Source organism: Tateyamaria pelophila, assembly GCF_019966495.1.
Taxonomy (GTDB): Bacteria; Pseudomonadota; Alphaproteobacteria; order Rhodobacterales; family Rhodobacteraceae; genus Tateyamaria; species Tateyamaria pelophila.
Map to the genome: position 1 here is coordinate 12,207 of NZ_JAIMIA010000029.1, position 19,892 is coordinate 32,098.

The window sequence follows — 19,892 nt, forward strand, 5'->3', positions numbered from 1 at the left end:
CTGTTAGCTTCCCGTTGCCTGAGCGGCTGCGACCGCAGCGTTCCAGAACGGGTTGGCGAAGATCAGGATCATCGCGACAACAAAACAGTAGATGGCGGTGGATTCAATCATAGCGAGGCTGACGAACAGCGTTCTGGAAATGGTCGATCCGGCGTCGGGTTGCTGGGCGATTGCGCTTAACGCCATTGCAGCAGCGCGCCCTTCACCAAGTGCGGGTCCGATCGCCCCGAACGACACGGTCAATCCGGCGGTAAAGATCGAAATGGCGGCGATGATGCCAAGGTCTGTCATGGGTTTTCCTTTTCAGGTTGGGAAGATGGAGGAGGCGCTGTCGCGCTGGAGATGTAGACCGTGGCCAAAATCGCAAAGATATAGGCTTGGATCATGCCGGTCAGCAGCCCGAGCAGGTCCATAACGACAGGAAAGAAGAATGGAGCGACACTGAGCAGGATGGCCGCGATGACAGCCCCGCTCATAATGTTGCCGTAAAGCCGGATCGCCAGCGAAATCCCGCGCGAAAACTCCGAGATGATGTTGAACGGCAGCATGATAAAGGACGGCTCAAGATAGGTCTTGAGGTATCCGCCCAGACCCCGGGTGGTTATTCCAAACAAGGGAACAGCGATAAGGACCGACAGCGCCAAAGCCGTAGTCGTGGACAGCGAGGCGGTGGGAGGTTCGAATCCCGGCACAACCAGCAGCAAGTTCGATGTTGCCACAAACAAGAACAATGTGCCTGCGTAGTATAGCAGATAGCGGGACGGGCCTTGCGCGACCTCTTCAATCTGGCTTTGAATGCCCTGTACGATGACCTCCAACATGGTCCGCCAACGGTTTGGCGGCACGTCAGGGCGCAGGTTGCGCGTGATCAACAAGGATGCCACAGTCAGCAGCGCCATCACGATCCAAGTATAGAATATCGTGGCGTTGACCCCATAATCCCACGCCTCGAACATGATTGTCTGATCTGGCGACAGGTTCATGGCGCATCCCCGGCAGGCACCCCCGCTTGGACGATTGCAGTCGCGACCCAGCGTGTGATGAAGAATGCCAATGCAAACCCCGCAAGGGCGAAGGGACCGACAGACAAGGCGACGCCCCAACCGATCCCCAACAACGCAGTGATCCGTATGAAGGCACTGAGCGCCAAAATGTTGACGGGCCGCTCTGTCCCAAGCGCCAGACGCATACCAAGGCCCAAGCCTGCAAAAAACAACGCGGATGTCCCAACACCGATCGCTAGTCCAAGCGCGACCGCGCTCCAATCCAAGACTATCATTTATCGCTTCCTTCCTTGTTGATCCATGACGCGGCTATGAAAGCCCCAAGCACGACCCCTCCCAAAATCAGGGCGATGGTCCAGGAAAAACTCTGCGGCGCCACCTGGTCGAGCCAGAGGCCCAAAAACGCCCCCCCCACGGTCGGCACCGCAATGGACCAGCCGATCATGCCAAAGGTGCCGATACCGCGCAGCGGGCTTGGGCCCGGATTGTCGCGCGCGGATTTCAACCGCTTTGCGTGGCGGGCGATATCCTCGGCCGATTTATCGGGTTTGGGCGTCATGGGTGCGGCTTTCGCAATTCGGCAAAACGGCGAACCACATCCGCTTCCAGTCGCGAGAAGGCCGAACGCGCCTGACGTTCCTCGTCGTCCATCTCGATGAACTTGGCCTTCACGGTGTCGTTCAACGTCCCAAGATCATCGCCATGCACAGCGCGGAGCACCGCTGCAACAACGCGATGGCCCTTCTTCACCAAAAGGCCCTCGTCGACGCCGAAAATCTCCTCTGACCCGTCGGCCATGCGCAATGTCATGACGGAGGGCACCAGTGCGGTGACAAAATCGACGTGGTTCGGCAAAATTCCAAAGGCCCCATCCTGGGCCACTGCGGTCATGCGGATAGCGCGCCCCTCAAACAGGGTGTTTGTGGGAAGCCGCACAGAAACGCTCATATCCTCGGTCAAGCTCATGGTGCCGCCCCCAGATCATTCAGCGACCCGATCATGTAGTAAGCGCTTTCCGCGTGGTCGAACTCCGTTTGCGCGAGGATCGTCTCGCACCCGTCTAACGTCTCAGCGATGGGCACCAGCTTACCGGGCGTTCCAGAAAAGGATTCAGTTGTGAAGAACGGCTGCGTCAAAAACCGCTCCAACCGCCGTGCGCGGGCCACAGTGGCGCGATCCGCCGAAGACAGTTCCTCAAGGCCCAACATCGCGATGATGTCGCGCAATTCCTCGTATTCCGCCAAGGTGCGCCGTACCCCTCGGGCAATGTCGTAGTGCCGTTGACCGACGACCGAAGGGGTCAGCATGACCGAGGCCGAGGCCAGCGGATCGACGGCTGGATACAGCCCTTCGCTCGCGCGTTTGCGCGACAGCACCACGGAGGCTGAGAGGTGCGAAAAGATATGCGCCGCCGCCGGATCAGTGAAATCATCTGCGGGCACATAAACTGCCTGAATGGAGGTTATCGCACCGCGGCTGGTGGAGGTGATCCGCTCTTCTAAAGCGGCCAATTCCGTGGCCAATGTCGGTTGATAACCCACACGCGAGGGCATCCGTCCCATCAAGCCAGAAACCTCGGACCCCGCCTGCACAAAACGAAAAATGTTATCGATGAGCAGCAGCACATCCTGCCCCTTATCGTCGCGGAAATACTCGGCCATCGTGAGGGCGGTGTTGCCGACCAGAAAGCGCACGCCGGGCGCCTCGTTCATCTGGCCGAACAACATCACAGTGTTGTCGCGCACACCTGCCTCGCCCATTTCGCGATAGAGTTCTTCAGCCTCGCGCGACCGCTCGCCGATGCCACAAAATAGGCTCACACCCTTGTGGTGCTGGACGGTGTTGTTGATCAACTCGGTGATCAGGACCGTCTTGCCAACGCCTGCCCCACCGAACAGCCCGGTTTTTCCGCCACGTTCGATAGGTGATAGCAGGTCAATCGCCTTGATCCCGGTTTCAAGAATCTGCGACTTGAGCACACGGTCGCTGAGCGCAGGCGGTGCCTGATGGATCGACCGCCACGCCACCGCCTCTGGTGCCGGGCGTCCATCGATCGGCGCGCCAAAAACGTCCAGCATTCGCCCCAGCACGCCTTCGCCCACAGGAACCATGATCGGCCCGCCCGTCGCCCTGACCGTCATACCAAGGCCCAGACCTCGTACCGGGGCCATCGCGATGGCCCGCACCAGTCCCTCCCCGATCAGGGCAGCGACCTCTAACGCCACGTCGTTCGCAAACAAAAGATCGTGGATCTGCGGCACTGGTCCGTCGAAAACGACGTCGACGACACCGCCACGAATCGCCGCGATGCGGCCGTCGGTCTGCGCCTTTGCGTCGATGTTGGTGTTGGTGTTGGTGTTGGTGTTGGTGTTGGTGTTAGCGCTCATGTCGCACCCATGCCATGTTTTTTAACGTGCACTCTGGAAGTGCCGCTGAGCAGAGCCAAAGCGCGAAAAAGCCGCCCAATCCCATTTACCCCGACTCGATCAGCAAAATCGCAGGCTGTATTTAATTTAGGCCCCATTGAGGCCTTTTGCGTCTCCAGCGCACATGGTCCACGTCCTTTGATAGGTTTGGTGAACAGAATAATCGTTATGATCCAGATCGAATTGACGCTGATCAATCAGCAAACTGTCACATTTATGTTCGTTCCAATGAATCCTGGGTGCCTTTTCATAAAGGTACCGAATCCACCACAGGATTTAGCTATGTTTGAGGCGTGTCTGAGTGGTCATGCCGCCGCTTCTTGATGCGATCCGTGGGGAAATATTTGTAGAATGCGGTGCGACCTATTTTCCGCTGATCAATGACATCGCCGATGAAAGGGTAGTTTTCGGTGTCCTTAAGCATGGCTTCGGCGTGTTTAATGCTTTGCTCGTTCAAGGCTTTTGGCCTGTCACCACGCCTTCCACGTTTTGCGGCGGCTTTGAGATGGGGAGCTCACCTGTGAGCGATGACCCATATAAAGTGTTGGGCTTGAAAAAAACCGCGTCGCAGGACGAGATCAAAAAAGCTTACCGCACGCTCGCAAAAAAGCTGCATCCGGACCTGCATCCGGGTGATGCTGACAAGCAGGCGCAGTTTCAGGCCGTCACGGCCGCAAATGATCTGTTGGGGGATCCGGAAAAGCGCAAACGCTTTGATGCCGGAGACATTGACGCCAGCGGGCAAGAACGCCCTGAACGCCAATACTATCACCAATATGCCGGTCAAGATGCCGGGCGTCGCTATGATCCCGGCGCGGACATGGGTGGGTTTGACGACCCGTCCGACCTTTTCTCGGAACTGTTTCGGCGTCGTCAGGCACGCGGTGGCAGAGATACTCGACAAGACTTCAATGCGCGCGGTCAAGATGCCCGTTATCATATTGAAGTCGACTTTTTGGACGCGGCGCGTGGAGCAAAGCAAAGCGTAACAATGCCAGACGGCAAAGGGATTGAAATCAAAATTCCGGCCGGGGTCAAGGAAGGTCAGACGCTTCGCTTGCGCGGAAAAGGCGGCCCTGGGTTTGGGCAGGGGCCTGCCGGCGACGCCTATGTTTCCATCAGTGTGCGTCCGCATGCCATTTTTGTGCGTGAGGGCAACAACATTGAAGTTGAGCTGCCGATTACATTTGATGAGGCGGTTTTGGGTACCAAGATTGAAGTTCCAAGGATTGATGGCGCTGTATCCTTGACCATTCCCAAGGGTGCTTCTTCGGGGCATCGCATGCGGCTCAAAGGCAGGGGAATTGGTGCCGGGAAGAGTTCCGGCGGAGATCAGTTTGTCCGCCTGAAAACCGTACTGCCCGACAAGATTGATGCGCAGATGGAAGAGCTGGCAACAAGCTGGCGTCAACACACCGATTTTGATCCGCGAAGCGAACTGCGGAGGAAAACATGAGTTTAGGCTCAGGACTCATAACCAGAAGATAACGGTTGCTGCGAGTGCGATTGCGGAGAGGAAGACGGTTGGTGATCTGTCGTAGCGAGTTGCGACGCGACGCCAGTCTTTGATCCTGCCGAACATCCTTTCGATCCGGTTGCGCCTCTTGTAACGGCGTTTGTCATATTTGACGGTCTTCTTGCGTGACTTGCGTCCTGGGATGCAGGACCTTGTTCCCTTGTCTATAAGGGTATCGCGGAACCAGTCGGCATCATAGCCTCGATCAGCGAGAAGCCATTCAGCCTCTGGCAAGCCATTCATCAAAGCTGCCGCTCCGGTGTAATCGCTAACTTGCCCTCCGGAGATAAAGAGGCGGACTGGGCGCCCAATGGTGTCGGTAACTGCATGCAGTTTGGTGTTCATGCCGCCCTTGGTCTGCCCAATCAGGCGTCCACGCCCCCCTTTTTTAACCGCAAGCTGGAGGTTCTGTCGCAAACTTCAGCGCACGACGGAATGACTCATAACTTTGGCCACAGCTATCCAGCGAGTGCTGTGAATTGTTGGAATGCGGATTGGCCAGAGGAGTCGAATTGTCGCTTGTGGATCATGTGGGCGACTTCGATGCCTTCCAGCGTTGCAGTGGCCGAGCGGAAGGATTTGAACCCCTTCATTTGCCTTGTCAGTTTCTTGATGAACCGGTGGTCCTGCTCAATGATGTTGTTCAGGTTCTTGACCTGCAGGATTTCGATCAGCCAAAACCATTCGTTCAAAATCAGTAGGCAATTCATGTTCTGCAGCCCTGCGAGATTTGCCCCGCTTTTGTCGATTACAACTCTGTCGGGGAAGCCGTTTTTGCCGATTGTGCGTGCAAAGAACGCCGTTGCCGCAGCTTCATCCCGGTGCTCCGAGAGCATGAAATCAAGGGTTTTTCCGAACTTGTCGATGGCTCGGTAATAATACGTCCACTTGCCTTTCACTTTGATGTAAGTCTCATCCATGCGCCAGGATACAGCAGTCTTTCGCTTTCGTTTGTGCGCTTCCATCGCAATCAAAGGGGAGAACCTTATCACCCAACGGTTCAGCGTTGCATGGTCAAATTCGACCCCACGTTCCGCCATAATCTCCTCCAGATCACGATACGAAACGGCATATCGTACATAGAAAAACACAGCGTACAGGATCACGGATCTGGGATAGTGGCTGCCCTTGAAATCAATCGTCACGTTCCGATACTCACCCTCGAATTCAAAAGGCGGCGTCTACCACAGGTTACCAAGCAGGCCCATATTCTAAAAGTTTGCGACAGAACCGGAATTGCTGCGCCGCCATAATGGGTTTGTCGCGCGCATGGATGTGACCGTGACCCCGTTCGATGACATGGAAATCCGCCGGGTAACCATTGTGAACGAGAGCGACCAGAAACGCACCATCGATTTGACGACCTACGCGGAGGTCGTTCTGGCACCCCCTCAGGAGGATGAACGCCATCCCGCCTTCAGCAAGCTTTTCGTCAAAAGCAGCTATCTGCAGGACAGGCAAGCGTTGCTCTTTGAGCGGAGGCCGCGCCGTCCCGAGACGCGTCCGCCTGTCGTGTTGCACAAGCTGGTCTCGGATGATCCCGCGATCGGGATCACGGGGTGGGAGACCGACCGCGCGCGTTTTCTGGGACGCAACCAAAACGCGCGCGCGCCGCAGGGGCTGCGCGAGGGTCTCTCTGAAACGGACGGATGGACACTTGACCCGGTGATGGCGCTCCAGGTCAGCCTACGCCTCAAGCCGATGGAGACCCGGGAGCTGACCTTTCTGACCATCGCGGGTACGTCGCGCAGGCAGGTTCTGGAGGTGGCCGCACGCTATCCTGCAGCGTCGATCGGGCGCGCCTTTCGCGAGGCATTGTTCGAAACCGGGCGGGCCGTGCAGAAAATGCAGATCGACCCTGCGCACTTACCGCAATTGCAAGTGCTGTCGTCACTGCTCACGCATGTCAATCACACCTTGCGCGGTGCGCCTGCGGCCGACGCCGATCAATGGAATGGCCAGCCCGACCTCTGGCGGTTCGGGATATCGGGTGATCTTCCGATCCTTTTGATGAATGTCGTGTTGACCGAGGAGCCGTCATTTCTTGACCTTCTGATCCGCGCGCAACAGCTTTGGCACCGGGGCGGGCTGCAGGTCGACCTCGTCATTCTGCGCAACGCCACCTCGGGATACGAAGAACCGCTGCGCGAGCGTGTCTTGTCGATTCTGCGCGATACGCAGTCCGACAAAGTGTTGGGCATGCGCGGTGGCATCCATCTTCTGGCGGCAGATCAAATGGACCCGGGCGTGCGGCGTGGACTGGAGGCTGCCGCCCATGTCGTCCTGACGGATGAACACCAGACGCTGCGCGAAATAATCGACCGCGCCCTGGAAACCCGTGTTCAATCACCGCCGTTTTCGCCGGGGCCAGCGCCGACGTATGACGCGGTGCCGCCCCTTGAGCGACCACAAGGGTTGTTGTTCGACAATGCCTATGGTGGATTTGAGCCGGAGAGCGGCGATTACCTGATCCAACTGACACCGGGCACGCGCACACCCGCGCCTTGGTGCAACGTTATCGCTAACGACGATTTTGGGTGCCTTGTCAGCGAGTCCGGGTTTGGCATGACCTGGGCCATCAACAGCGGTGAACACCGTCTGACCCCCTGGTCCAACGACCCAGTCACCGACACGCCCGGCGAAGTGCTTTACCTGCGCGATGAGGCCAACGGCGAGGTTTGGACCGTAACGCCTGAACCGATGGGGCGGGATGCTACCTGTCAAATCCGGCACGGTGCGGGCACAACACATTGGCAGCGCAACAGCCACGGGCTGGAACAGGAGGTGTTGGCGTTCGTGCCTGATGATGCGTCGGTAAAGCTGGTCCGGTTGCGGATCACAAATCGTTCCGGGCAGGTCCGGCGCATATCGGCGACCTACTACGCCGAATGGCTGCTAGGTGCGATGGGCAGCGTCGCGCGCCCCCATGTGATCAGCCGCTATGATCCGGAGCTGAAAGCGATCATCGGCACTAATCGGTGGAATCCTGAATTCGGGAACCGCTGTGCCTACCTTACCGCTTCGGTCGATCCGCACAGCCTGACCGGTGATCGCCATGATTTTCTAGGCCAGGATGGTGATGTGAGCAGTCCCGCCGGGATGTGGCGCTGGGATCTTGGCGGACGGTTCACCCCCGGCAGCGATGCCTGTGCCGCCTATCAGGTCCACCTTGATCTCGCGGCCGGGGAAAGCTCCGAGGTGGTCTTTGCCTTGGGCGAAACCGCGGATCACGCCGGTCTTGCTGCGGAAGTGGAAAAATGGAGATGCCCGTCCGAAGTTGACAAGGCCCATCTTGAGTTAGGGAAGGCGTGGACTGAACGTTTCGGTGGCGTTCAGGTCAAGACGCCGGACCCCGCATTCGATTTGATGGTCAACAGATGGCTTCCCTATCAGAACCGGTCCTGCCGCATCATGGCGCGGGCAGGCTTTTATCAGGCGGGTGGAGCCTATGGGTTCAGGGACCAGTTGCAGGATGTTCTGGCGCTGCTGCACAGCGATCCGGCGCGGGTGCGGCAGCACATCCTGCTGGCTGCAAGATACCAGTTCGAGGAAGGCGACGTGCTGCACTGGTGGCACCCGCCCGCAGGCCGGGGCGTGCGCACACGGTGTTCGGACGATTATTTATGGCTGGTTTTTGTCACGGCGCGATACGTCGATGCAACGGGAGATATCAGCATTCTGGATGCCATCGTTCCCTTTCTGTCCGCACCGGAGTTACGACCAGAGGAACACGACCGCTATGCGCTGTTCGAGGTTGGCGAAGACGCATCACTGTATGACCATTGCGCGCGCGCGATGGACCGGATGATGACGACCGGGTCGCATGGTTTGCCGCTAATGGGTGCTGGCGACTGGAATGACGGGATGGACCGGATCGGGGACAAGGGTCGGGGCGAAAGCGTCTGGCTCGCCTGGTTCCAGATTGCCACCGTAGCCCTGTTTGCTCCACTTGCCGAAAAGACCGGACACGGCGAGGACGCGAAAGGTTGGCAGGATCATGCGCGCAGTTTGCGCCGGGCTTTGAAAAAGCACGGATGGGACGGTGCGTGGTATGTCCGGGCCTTTGATGATGACGGCGTGCCATGGGGCGCGCGGGAAAACGACGAATGCCGGATTGATCTGATTGCACAGGCATGGTCCGTTCTGACCGGTGATCCTGCGGACAAGCGGGGGAACCGTGCCTTGCAGTCGGCACATGAGCATCTTGTTGATACCGAGGCACGGCTGATCAGGCTGCTTACGCCACCGTTTGACATTACGGACCGCGACCCCGGCTATATTCAGGCCTATCCACCCGGTATCCGCGAAAATGGCGGTCAGTATACACATGCGGCGACGTGGCTTGGCGCTGCCTATGTCGCAATCGGCGACGGCGACCGTGCCTATCAGGTATTTGATCTGATCAATCCGGTTCGGCGTGCGGCTGGCAAGGTAGATGCCGACCATTATCGCAGGGAACCCTATGTGCTGACTGGCGATGTATCCGGGGCAGGCGCGCGCACGGGGCAGGGTGGCTGGTCGTGGTACACTGGTGCTGCCGGTTGGACCTGGCAGCTTGCCGTCGCCGGAATTCTGGGTGTCCAGCCTAAGGCGGGTGCGATCAGCATTGATCCTTGCCTACCTGCAAGCTGGGGTGGCGCAAAGCTGACAATGGACGGCGCGCAGGGTCGTCTTGAGATCATCATTGAGGATCGCAGCACCATCGGCAAAAGACAGGGCCACATCACTGTCGATGGCAAACTCTGGTCGTCGGACACTGTGCCTTTTCCGGGCAAAGGCCAAACCAGACAGGTCGTTGTCACGTTAGAGGAAAATCCAGCCGAAAAGCAGTCCAGTGAGAGCCGAACTGGTTAGGTGCGCCGGGTTCGTGCGGGAGACCCCGAGACAAGCTTTCGCCCCCGCATCCGAGAATGACAAATATCAATCGTATCCCGTGGAATGGGGCGAAAATGGTGTCCGTAGGCAATGGAGATTACCAAGTGCAAACGAATGCGCTACCAGACATGGACGTGTCCGACGCTCCGACAGGATGTTGTCCCCGGTTCGACCCAGCCGGATGGGATGGTCGCAAGCTCCATTTTGAAAACAAACTTTTTGTGCGCGCCACGACGCAAAGCCTGCTGCACGTGCCCCTGAACATGGGCAAAGTGTTCACGCGGGTACAAGGCCATATCGAAGACGCAGGCGCGCAGGACCCGGACGGATATCTTGTTCTCAGTCGCGATCTGTCTGCAACCGAAAGCGAACACTTTTTCGCGGTCTCAGACCCGGTGCAGGACGAGGAAATGACAACGTTGTCGGGCGATTTCATCACACGGATTTTCGAAGGGCCGCACCGCAAAACCGGGGATTGGATGCATGAGATGGAGGTTGCCGCCAAGGCGAGTGGCCACCGGGTCGACCGTGTTTTCATGTTCTACACGACATGCCCGAAATGCGCGCGCGCGTACGGTGCAAACTATGTCGTTGGCATCGCACAACTTGATCAACGCTCTGAATTGGAGGCATGACGATGAAGGATCCAGAACTGGACGTTTTGTTAGGTGAACTGGAAAAAAGGACAGACCTGACAGTGGCCGATTTCGACGGTGTGGTTCACGCGCTCGCCTTTCTGCTGCCCAAGGCTGTGCAATCCGATCAGCAGCTCGCCGAGCGCATCGGCACGGCGGATACGGCGATGCACATCGCTGATCAGGCGTTCCCGAATTGGAATGTGCACATTCACGGACGGGCCAATGACAAAGACGGGCACTGGCGTTGCACCTTGCGCGAACACGACGGGCTGGATGACGATGTCGCAATTGGTTCAGGGCGCTCGCCTGTCCTGTCGCAGGCGATCCTTGCCGCCACCATGCGATTGGCGATGATCCTGAAAAACGACTAAGCCGAACGGTGACGTCGCGGTTGCTTGCTGGGCAGATATGGTGCTGGAATGGTGCCAGCACGCGCCGGTGTGACAGGCAGGAAAGGCATACGCTCTGCAAGACATTCTGACGATTACGCTCAATCCCGCTGTTGACCTCGCCACGTCGGTTGAACACGTCATTGCCGGACCCAAGCTGTACTGCAGGCCACCCAGTATCGATCCGGGGGGTGGCGGCGTGAATGTCGCCCGCGCCATTTGCAAACTGGGTGGCCGTGCCAAGGCGCTGGTGGCCGTTGGAGGCGCTTCAGGGGATCGGTTGCTGCAATTGCTTGCGGCGGAAACGGTGCCTGCCCATACGGTACCTGTCAGCGGCGAGACCCGCGAAAGCTTTGCCGTGACAGACGAGGGCACCGGCGAACAATATCGGTTCAGCCTTCCGGGCCAGACCCTGACCGCTCAGGATGGCGACCGGCTCATTGCCGAGATTGCCAGCGCTGTCTCGCAGGATGGCTATGTCGTGCTGAGCGGCGGTGTCGCCCCCGGTTTGGGCGACGCATTCCCCGAACGCATTCTTGCCGCGATGTCGCCGCGCACCGACAGGTTGATCGTTGACACGTCCAAGGCAGCACTTGCGCGCCTGATAGCGCAGCCTTCGGTGCCGGTGTACATTTTGCGTCAAGACCAAAGGGAAGCGGAACTGTCGGCGGGCCACGCCCTCAAGACCGTCGCAGACAGCATCGCTTTTGCAGAGACTCTGATCGACCGGGGGGTTGCGCGGATCATCGTTTCGGGCCGGGATTCCGAGGGCTCCATCCTTGTCACAAAGGACGCGCGCTACATATGCCGCACGCCGCATATGGCGGTGGTCAGCAAGATCGGCGCGGGAGACGCCTTTGTTGGGGCTTTGACGCTTTCGCTGTCGCGGGGCGCTACGCTCGACGTGGCGTTGCAATGGGGCGTGGCGGCGGCCAGTGCGACAATGGGAACTGAGGGCACCGGACTTTGCGACCGGCCAGTGGTGGAGGCGCTGTTGGCACACTGTCACGTCGAACAGGTCTAGTCTGCCTCGGCTTTGGCGACATTGCGCAGCACCTTAATGAAACTGTCCGGCGTGACCGAGACACTGTCGATGCCGAAGCGGACCAGCCGCCCGGCATATGCCGGGTCATTGCTGGGGGCCTGCCCGCAAAACCCGACCTTTGACCCGGCCGCATGGGCTTCGCGGATGACGGTTTCGATCATCCAAAGGACCGCCGGATCATCCTCGCGGAAAAGCGCGGCAAGCTCTTCTGAATCCCTATCGATGCCCAGGGTAAGTTGTGTCAGGTCATTCGATCCGATCGAGAAACCATCAAACCGTTGCGCGAACTCTTTCGCACGGATCACGTTAGACGGGATTTCACACATCACATAAACTTCAAGCCCATCTTGGCCTCGCTTCAGGCCATGTTCCTCCATCACGGCCAGCACGCGATCTGCCTCTTCGGGCGTGCGGCAAAAGGGGATCATGACAATCACATTGTCAAAGCCGATCAGCCCGCGCAGACGGGCAATCGCCTGACATTCCAAAGCAAACCCGTCCCGGTAGTTTTCGGAATAATACCGCGACGCACCGCGAAACCCGATCATGGGGTTTGCCTCGTGCGGTTCGAAATCGCGCCCGCCCAGAAGATCGGCGTATTCGTTGGTCTTGAAATCACTCATCCGCACGATGACCGGTTTGGGGTAGCAAAAGGCAGCGATGCGCGACAATCCCCGCGCCAGATGGTCCACGAAATAGGCGGGCTTGTCGTCATAACCGATCGTGAGCGCCTCGATCTCAGCTTGCACAGTGGGGTCTGTAATTCGGTCGAAATTCACAAGCGCCATCGGATGCACCCGCACGGCGCTGTTGATTACAAACTCCATGCGTGCCAACCCGACGCCATCCGTCGGCAAATGCCACCAACGCAAGGCAGCCGACGGGTTGGCAAGGTTTAGCATGACCTTTGTGCGGGTTTGGGGCAGGTCCGACAGCGGCTCCTCGGTTACGACAACCTCAGACAGTCCTTCAGTCACCACGCCATCTTCACCACCAGCGCAGGACACTGTCACGTCCTGTTCATCATGCAGAACATGCATTGCATTTCCGCAACCGACAACCGCAGGTAGGCCCAACTCTCGGCTGATGATTGCCGCATGTGACGTCCGGCCCCCGTGGTCCGTCACGATCGCGGCGGCGCGTTTCATGATCGGAACCCAGTCCGGATCTGTTGTGGACGTCACCAAAACCGATCCATCGACGAAGCGGTCAATATCCTTGGCGTTTTCGATGATGCTGACCGTCCCGGCCACTGCGGCGTCGCCAACGCTTAGACCGGTCACAAGCGTCTTGCCTGGATCTTGCACCTCGTAGGTCTTCAGCGCACTGGTGTCGCTGCGGGATTGTACCGTTTCAGGTCTGGCCTGAACGATGTAGAGCGTACCGGTCTTGCCATCGCGGGCCCATTCCATATCCATTGGCTGGCCATAGTGGTCCTCAATGATGCAGGCCTGCCGGGCAAGGGATAGAATTTCCTCGTCGCTCAGCACGAACAGCTCCCGCTCCGCTTTCGACGTCGGCACATTTCGCGGGGTGCCTCCTGAATCTATGATCATCTTGATCTCTTTACCGCCCAACCGTTTCTCAAGGATAGGCGTGAGATCAGCATTGCTCAGAAACGGCTTGAAGACCTCGTATTCGTCCGGATCGACCGCACCCTGCACCACGTTTTCGCCCAGACCCCAGGCTGCGTTGATGAGCACGGCGTCGGGAAACCCTGTTTCCGTATCGATCGAGAACATGACGCCCGATCCGCCGGTATCGGCACGAACCATCAGCTGTACACCGACCGAGAGGGCCACTTGCGTGTGCGAGAACCCCTTCATCTTGCGGTAAGAGATCGCGCGATCCGTAAAGAGCGACGCATAACATCTGCGACAGGCGTCCAGCAGGTTAGTTTCTCCGCTGATGTTCAAAAAAGTTTCCTGCTGACCGGCGAAACTCGCGTCCGGCAAATCCTCTGCAGTGGCGCTGGAGCGTACAGCGACAGTAACGTTTACCTCAGCCTGCGAATTGCAGAGGTCTTTGTAGTGGGCGAGGATTGCTTTGGCGGTGTCCTCAGGCCATTCGCCGCCCAGAATGAGCGCGCGGATTGCCTCACCTGCGTGATGCAATGTGATTTTCCCCGCCGCCAGTTTTTCAAGCTCGGCAGCGATGCCAGCGTCCAGATTATTGGCAGAAAGGTAGCGGCGATAAGCATCCGCTGTGGTGGCAAAACCGGGAGGCACAAGAATACCCTGTCGGCCCAACGCGCCAATCATCTCGCCGAGCGAGGCGTTCTTGCCGCCAACAATTGGCACGTCATCGCGTTTCAATTTGCCAAAGTCGATCACGAGCGGATTTGAGCTGTCCATTTTAGGTCCTTTCGCGGAGGGCTGGCATTAAAAATACCATCATCCGCGGCACACCTTTTGACTTAGGTCATGCGGCGCGCGTTCCTGCGGGGCCATTTTGCACGTGACCTGCAGATACCCAGCGTTCTGTCTTTGGTTATTGATTGCATCGCCCAAAACGCTACCGGATCAACATATGCGACCAGTGTGTGATCAAACTTTGTCCCCTCAGAATTGATTTTGATCATCTCGACGACGGCACGGCCTGTTATTTCACGATCAAAGCAACATCGTAAGTCAGGTAGTGCCCATGACATCAGACACGATCACCAAATCCCAAGCCGCTCAGAGCGCTGCGAACATGTCGAGCTATGACAGCTATTGCGCCGCGTTCACCTGGAAAGATGCACGTGCGCAGATCGACGGTTTTGCAGATGGCAAGCTTAACATCGCTCACGAGGCTGTTGATCGCCACGTTTTGGCCGGTCACGGGTCGCAGGTTGCGTTGCGGTGGATCGCGAAATCCGGCGCGCGCACGGACTTTACCTTTCTGGAACTGTCACACCTGACCAACCGCTTTGCGAACGTGTTGCGACGTCAGGGGGTCAAGAAGGGGGATCGCGTCTACTCTCTACTGGGGCGCACCAGTGACCTTTACATCGCCGCCCTTGGCACGTTGAAAGCGGGCGGTATATTCTGTCCTCTGTTTTCGGCCTTTGGTCCTGAACCCATCCAATCCCGGATGGAAATCGGCGGGGCGAATGCCTTGGTCACCACGGCGCGCCTCTACAACCGCAAGATCAAGAACCTGCGGAGCGATCTGCCGGACCTACGCACTGTCTTTCTGACCGATGGCGATGCGGAAGATACCCATAATCTGAAGTCGCTCATGGCTGCTGCCGATGATGATTTTCGGATCGAACACATGGACCCCGAAGAAACAGGTTTGCTGCATTTCACATCTGGCACGACTGGCAAGCCTAAGGGTGTCGTCCACGTCCACGAGGCTGTCGTCGCCCATCACATCACCGGGCACCTCGCGCTCGATCTTAAGCCGGGCGATGTCTATTGGTGCACCGCTGATCCGGGATGGGTCACGGGTACGTCATACGGCATTATCGCACCACTGACGAACCGGGTGACAATGATCGTCGACGAGGCGGAATTCGACGTCACCCGTTGGTACGATATCCTTGAACAAGAAGCTGTGAATGTCTGGTACACCGCGCCCACTGCCATTCGGATGCTGATGCGCGCGGGCGCTGATGCGCTGGCGGGGCGCGATTTTTCATCGCTGCGGTTCATGGCTAGCGTCGGCGAGCCCCTGAACCCCGAGGCCGTGATCTGGGGCAATGACGTCTTTGGCATGCCGTTTCACGACAACTGGTGGCAGACGGAAACTGGCGGCATAATGATCGCCAACTTTGCAGCGATGGATGTCAAACCCGGCTCGATGGGCAAGCCATTGCCGGGGATTGAGGCCGGGATTGTCAAGGTCACCAAAGACAACGCGCGCGCGTTGACCGAGCCGTTGGCCATGGGCGAGCTTGCCCTGCGCCCGGGTTGGCCGTCGATGATGCGCGGCTATCTGCATGAAGAGGCCCGCTACAAGAAATGTTTTCAGAGCGGCTGGTATCTCAGCGGGGATCTGGCCATGCGCGACGCGGATGGATATTTCTGGTTCATCGGCCGCAGCAATGATCTGATCAAAAGTGCGGGTCATCTGATTGGCCCGTTTGAGGTAGAAAGCGCGCTTATGGAGCACGCCGCCGTCGCCGAGGTCGGTGTGATCGGTATTCCCGATGAAACCGTGGGTGAGATCGTGAAGGCCTATGTCGCCCTCAAACCCGGACATGCGCCCACCGAGGATCTGCGTCTTGAGATGATAGGCCACGCGCGAAAACGCCTTGGCCCGGCTGTCGCGCCAAAGGACATCATCTTTCGCGAAAACCTGCCCAAAACGCGCAGTGGAAAGATCATGCGCCGCCTGCTGAAAGCCCGCGAACTTGGCCTGCCCGAAGGCGACATCTCAACCCTCGAAAGTGACGAACGATGACACTCCAGAATCAAAAGACCCGACTCGATCATGTCCATGTCCGCGCGCTTCTGAAGGGCATGATCCGCATTCGCCGATTCGAGGATAAATGCGCCGAGATGTACACACAGCAGAAGATACGCGGCTTCCTGCATCTCTATGACGGCGAAGAAGCGATCGCGGTCGGGATAATCCCCTTGCTCACTGCTCAGGACCGCGTGGTTGGGACTTACCGCGAACACGGCCATGCGTTGGCGCGTGGCGTGCCGATGGGTGCGGTTCTGGCCGAGATGTATGGCAAGGCGCAAGGCTGTTCTGGCGGTCGTGGAGGCTCGATGCATCTCTTCAGTCGGGATCATCAGTTTTACGGCGGCAATGCCATCGTCGGCGGCGGCCTTCCGATGGCTGTTGGGCTGGCGCTGGCCGACCGGATGCAGAAAAGCGACGCGGTGACGAGCTGTTTCTTTGGCGAAGGCGCGGTGGCCGAGGGTGAGTTTCATGAAAGTTTCAATCTGGCCGCCTTGTGGAAATTACCGGTACTTTTTGTCTGCGAGAATAACGGCTATGCCATGGGTTCTGCGCTGGAACTGACCGAGGCACAGACCGACATTACCGCCAAGGCCCGCTGCTATGACATCGAAAGCGAAGCGGTGGATGGCATGGATGTTGTTGCGGTCGAAGTCGCGGCGCGACGGGCGCTCAAGTACATCGCCGAGACCGGAAAGCCGTATTTTCTGGAGTGTAAGACCTATCGGCTTCGCGCTCATTCGATGTTTGACGCGCAGCTCTATCGCTCCAAGAAGGAGATCGAGGAGTGGCGGCAGAAAGGTCCGATACTGCGTTTTCAGACGTGGTTGAACGACAGCGGATTACTGCACTCCGACGAGGTTTCGAAAATTGCCGTCGAAGTGGACGATGAGATCGCCGCCGCCGTCGCCTTTGCCGAAACCGGAACCGATGAGCCCGAGGAAACGCTGACGCAGTTTGTTATGGCGCCGGACCGCCCCGCGCCGCCAAAACAATCGGCCCCCGGTCCCACTATCGAAACAACGTATCGCGACGCGGTCAAGGCCGGGATCATTGACGCCATGGTGCGCGATCCGCGGGTTTTTCTGATGGGGGAAGACGTCGGCCATTACGGCGGCTGTTATGCGGTCAGCAAGGGCTTGCTAGAGGAATTCGGCCCCGACCGTATCCGCGATACGCCATTGTCGGAATCCGGTTTCACCGGTGCCGGGATCGGCGCTGCGATCGCCGGGATGCGCCCAATTATCGAAGTGATGACGGTCAACTTCTCGCTTCTGGCGCTGGATCAGATCCTTAATACCGCCGCAACGCTGCGGCACATGTCGAACAACCAGTTTGGCGTGCCGGTTGTGATCCGCATGGCGACAGGTGCGGGCAAACAGCTTGCCGCCCAGCATTCCCACAGCCTTGAGGGGTGGTATGCCCACATCCCCGGATTGCGGGTTTTGGCCCCCGCCACGATGGAGGACGCGCGCGGCATGCTCTGGACCGCGCTGGAAGACCCCGACCCGGTTCTGATTTTCGAGAACGTGATGCTATATAATCGAAAAGGGGATATCGCAGAAAATGCCGGGCCGGTTGATATTGACCGCGCCGTTGTGCGCCGCGAAGGCAGCGATATGTCCCTGATCACGTATGGTGGGTCACTTTTCAAAACGCTTGAGGCAGCTGACGCCCTTGCCAAGGACGGCATCTCGGCCGAGGTGATTGATCTGCGCAGTCTGCGGCCTCTGGATATGGAGACGATTGCTGGTTCCGTTGCCAAAACCCATCGCGCGCTGATCGTGGATGAAGGCTGGCGAAGCGGCGGTTTGTCGGCCGAGATAGGCATGCGTCTTGCCGAAGACAGCTTCTTTGAGCTTGATGCCCCGCTGACGCGGGTCTGTAGCGAAGAAGTGCCAATTCCTTATGCTCAGCATCTTGAACAGGCGTCCATTCCGCAGGCACACAAGATCATCGCCGCAGCCAAAACCCTCATGGAGGCAAAGCCATGAGCCAATTTCTGATGCCCTCGCTTGGTGCGGACATGGAGGCGGGCACCTTGGTGGAAAAGCTGCGAAATCCCGGCGAGCGAGTTGCCCGCGGGGATATCATTGCTGCAGTCGAGACCCAGAAAGGCGTAATCGAGATCGAGGTGTTCGAAGACGGCGTATTGCAGGAGTGGCTAGTTGATCTTGAAACCAAGGTTGATGTGGGCACACCGCTTGCGATGATCCAGACCGATCATGATGCTGCCACTGCGTCCTCTGCGTCTGACCCACCCAATCTGCCTGAACCGCAAGCACCGGAACCACCCAATCCTGAAGCGCCCCAGCCGCAAGATCCGCAACCGAATGTCGTGCCACCGGAAGAGCCTGAACGGCAAATTCCAGAGCCAGAGGTCCCCGGACCGGAAATCCCCATCCCCGAGGTTCCGCAACCTGACATTCAGCCGCCTGAAATTGGTGATATCGCGTTGCAGGAACGTCGGGTCGGAGACAAAAAACGCCTGCGAATAACGCCCTCTGCGCGTCGGCTTGCCGCGCAGAGGGGGATCGATCTGGGCACACTTTCCCATCAGAAAGACGCGCCGTTTTACCTGCAAGACATTGCCGCGCTGACACAAACTGCAGATGCAACCCAGCCTTCAGAGATGCGCGCCGCAATCGCTGCGGCGATGTCTCGGTCCAAACGTGAAATCCCGCATTATTATCTGTCACACAGGGCGGACCTGACCAACGCTGATGAATTTGTCAGCGCGACCAACGCGACCCGCGCGCCAGAAACGCGGCTGATGTTGGGCGCGCTCTATCTCAAGGCGATCGCGCGGGCGGTCAAAAAGTTCCCGGAATTCAACGGTCATTTCAAAGACGATAATTTCGATCATAGCGAGGCATCCCATGTTGGCCTTGCCATCAGCCTGCGCGGCGGCGGGCTGGTTGCACCTGCGGTTTTTGACGCCGATGCGCAAGGCTTGGACGACGTGATGACCGCCATGCGCGATTTGATCACTCGTGTCCGTACCGGGCGGTTTCGTGCACGCGAACTGACAGATGCCACGATTACGGTGACCAGTCTTGGGGAGCGGGGCGTTGATCAACTGTATGGCGTCATCTATCCACCGCAGGTTGCCATTGTCGGGATCGGCACACCGGCCCTGACAGCACAGGTGCAGGGTGAAGCCTGCGTGCCGCGCCTGACCGCAACCATCACACTTGCAGCTGATCACCGTGTCAGCAACGGTCGCCGAGGCGGGCTTTTCTTGCAAGAAATTGTCAAACATCTGCAGAACCCGGAGACATTATGAACGACGACACCATCCAAACCGCGCTGCAGCAGGAGCTTTACCGGATCGCCCCCGATATCGATATCGACGATATCGACCTCACGGCGGACTTGAGGGAAGAATTCGACATTGATTCAATGGATTTCCTGAACCTCGTTACGGCTCTTGGCAAACGGTTTGGCCTTGAAATGCCCGAGGCCGATTATGACAGGATGCGCAGCTTCAGCGACCTTTTGGGATACCTGCAAGCCCAGACTGATCAGACGCCCTGAGCGGTCTTGCTAGGGTCAGGATGCATTGATTTCCGTTGTTCTGCCTGATTCACGGCTCTGAAAACGG

17 protein-coding genes and 1 pseudogene are annotated in these 19,892 nt (G+C 58.2%); 9 read left to right on the top strand and 9 right to left on the bottom strand.

From position 1 onward, the window contains the following. Positions 1-3 precede the first annotated feature (3 nt). Genes LC354_RS11335 through atpD form a run of 6 tightly spaced genes read right to left on the bottom strand, consistent with a single transcriptional unit; the run spans position 4 to position 3,391 of the window. The gene (locus LC354_RS11335; RefSeq protein WP_223423869.1) at positions 4-291 is read right to left on the bottom strand and encodes a F0F1 ATP synthase subunit C; all 288 of its coding nucleotides are present in this window, start codon (positions 289-291) and stop codon (positions 4-6) included. Then, positions 288-983, bottom strand: a complete 696-nt coding sequence (locus LC354_RS11340) for a F0F1 ATP synthase subunit A (RefSeq protein WP_223423871.1) — start codon at positions 981-983, stop codon at positions 288-290. The genes LC354_RS11335 and LC354_RS11340 overlap by 4 nt, the downstream gene beginning before the upstream one ends. Next, positions 980-1,279 carry an ATP synthase subunit AtpR gene (locus tag LC354_RS11345; protein WP_223423873.1) on the bottom strand — a complete coding sequence of 100 codons (300 nt, stop codon included), beginning with the start codon at positions 1,277-1,279 and terminating at the stop codon, positions 980-982. Before LC354_RS11345 ends, LC354_RS11340 begins: the two co-directional genes overlap by 4 nt. Continuing rightward, complete coding sequence (locus tag LC354_RS11350) at positions 1,276-1,563, bottom strand: AtpZ/AtpI family protein (protein ID WP_223423875.1); 288 nt, start codon at positions 1,561-1,563, stop codon at positions 1,276-1,278. Before LC354_RS11350 ends, LC354_RS11345 begins: the two co-directional genes overlap by 4 nt. Then, positions 1,560-1,970, bottom strand: coding sequence for an ATPase (locus tag LC354_RS11355; protein ID WP_223423877.1), 411 nt, complete (start codon positions 1,968-1,970; stop codon positions 1,560-1,562). The genes LC354_RS11350 and LC354_RS11355 overlap by 4 nt, the downstream gene beginning before the upstream one ends. Continuing rightward, a complete protein-coding gene (atpD, locus tag LC354_RS11360) occupies positions 1,967-3,391 on the bottom strand; it encodes a F0F1 ATP synthase subunit beta (protein WP_223423878.1) in 1,425 nt (474 codons plus the stop codon). Before atpD ends, LC354_RS11355 begins: the two co-directional genes overlap by 4 nt. Before the next feature lie 346 nt (positions 3,392-3,737). Here atpD and LC354_RS11365 point away from each other — a divergent pair, with 346 nt between their 5' ends. Beyond that, positions 3,738-4,886, top strand: coding sequence for a DnaJ C-terminal domain-containing protein (locus tag LC354_RS11365; RefSeq protein ID WP_263289386.1), 1,149 nt, complete (start codon positions 3,738-3,740; stop codon positions 4,884-4,886). A 15-nt stretch (positions 4,887-4,901) separates the two neighbouring features. Here LC354_RS11365 and LC354_RS11370 read toward each other — a convergent pair. Together LC354_RS11370 and LC354_RS11375 are read right to left on the bottom strand one after the other, a co-directional pair. Continuing rightward, a pseudogene (locus tag LC354_RS11370) lies at positions 4,902-5,345 on the bottom strand (IS5 family transposase); the annotation flags it as partial. Between the two features lie 59 nt (positions 5,346-5,404). After that, positions 5,405-6,091 carry an IS6 family transposase gene (locus LC354_RS11375; protein WP_223423880.1) on the bottom strand — a complete coding sequence of 229 codons (687 nt, stop codon included), beginning with the start codon at positions 6,089-6,091 and terminating at the stop codon, positions 5,405-5,407. A 91-nt stretch (positions 6,092-6,182) separates the two neighbouring features. Here LC354_RS11375 and LC354_RS11380 point away from each other — a divergent pair, with 91 nt between their 5' ends. From LC354_RS11380 to LC354_RS11395, 4 genes are all read left to right on the top strand, one after another. Beyond that, the gene (locus LC354_RS11380) at positions 6,183-9,800 is read left to right on the top strand and encodes a GH36-type glycosyl hydrolase domain-containing protein (RefSeq protein WP_223423882.1); all 3,618 of its coding nucleotides are present in this window, start codon (positions 6,183-6,185) and stop codon (positions 9,798-9,800) included. A gap of 56 nt (positions 9,801-9,856) precedes the next feature. Further along, positions 9,857-10,456 (top strand): hydrolase, encoded by a 600-nt coding sequence (locus tag LC354_RS11385; protein WP_223423884.1) that lies wholly within the window; start codon positions 9,857-9,859, stop codon positions 10,454-10,456. A gap of 2 nt (positions 10,457-10,458) precedes the next feature. After that, the gene (locus LC354_RS11390) at positions 10,459-10,830 is read left to right on the top strand and encodes a hypothetical protein (RefSeq protein WP_223423886.1); all 372 of its coding nucleotides are present in this window, start codon (positions 10,459-10,461) and stop codon (positions 10,828-10,830) included. A 112-nt stretch (positions 10,831-10,942) separates the two neighbouring features. Next, positions 10,943-11,872: a 1-phosphofructokinase family hexose kinase gene (locus LC354_RS11395; protein WP_223423930.1), complete on the top strand. Its 930-nt coding sequence runs from the start codon at positions 10,943-10,945 to the stop codon at positions 11,870-11,872. On the opposite strand, the gene ppsA is transcribed toward LC354_RS11395, so the two are convergent. Further along, complete coding sequence (gene ppsA / locus LC354_RS11400; RefSeq protein WP_223423887.1) at positions 11,869-14,247, bottom strand: phosphoenolpyruvate synthase; 2,379 nt, start codon at positions 14,245-14,247, stop codon at positions 11,869-11,871. The two genes, LC354_RS11395 and ppsA, sit on opposite strands and share 4 nt — an antisense overlap. A 289-nt stretch (positions 14,248-14,536) precedes the next feature. On the opposite strand from ppsA, the gene acsA reads away from it, so the two are divergent. The 4 genes from acsA to LC354_RS11420 are packed head-to-tail and all read left to right on the top strand — an operon-like array spanning position 14,537 to position 19,825. After that, a complete protein-coding gene (acsA, locus tag LC354_RS11405) occupies positions 14,537-16,282 on the top strand; it encodes an acetate--CoA ligase (protein WP_223423889.1) in 1,746 nt (581 codons plus the stop codon). Next, entirely contained in the window at positions 16,279-18,282 is a 2,004-nt protein-coding gene (pdhA, locus tag LC354_RS11410) for a pyruvate dehydrogenase (acetyl-transferring) E1 component subunit alpha (protein ID WP_223423890.1), read from the top strand. The genes acsA and pdhA overlap by 4 nt, the downstream gene beginning before the upstream one ends. Beyond that, complete coding sequence (locus LC354_RS11415; protein ID WP_223423892.1) at positions 18,279-19,574, top strand: dihydrolipoamide acetyltransferase family protein; 1,296 nt, start codon at positions 18,279-18,281, stop codon at positions 19,572-19,574. The genes pdhA and LC354_RS11415 overlap by 4 nt, the downstream gene beginning before the upstream one ends. Beyond that, positions 19,571-19,825, top strand: coding sequence for an acyl carrier protein (locus tag LC354_RS11420; protein ID WP_223423894.1), 255 nt, complete (start codon positions 19,571-19,573; stop codon positions 19,823-19,825). The genes LC354_RS11415 and LC354_RS11420 overlap by 4 nt, the downstream gene beginning before the upstream one ends. The last annotated feature ends 67 nt before the right edge of the window (positions 19,826-19,892 follow it).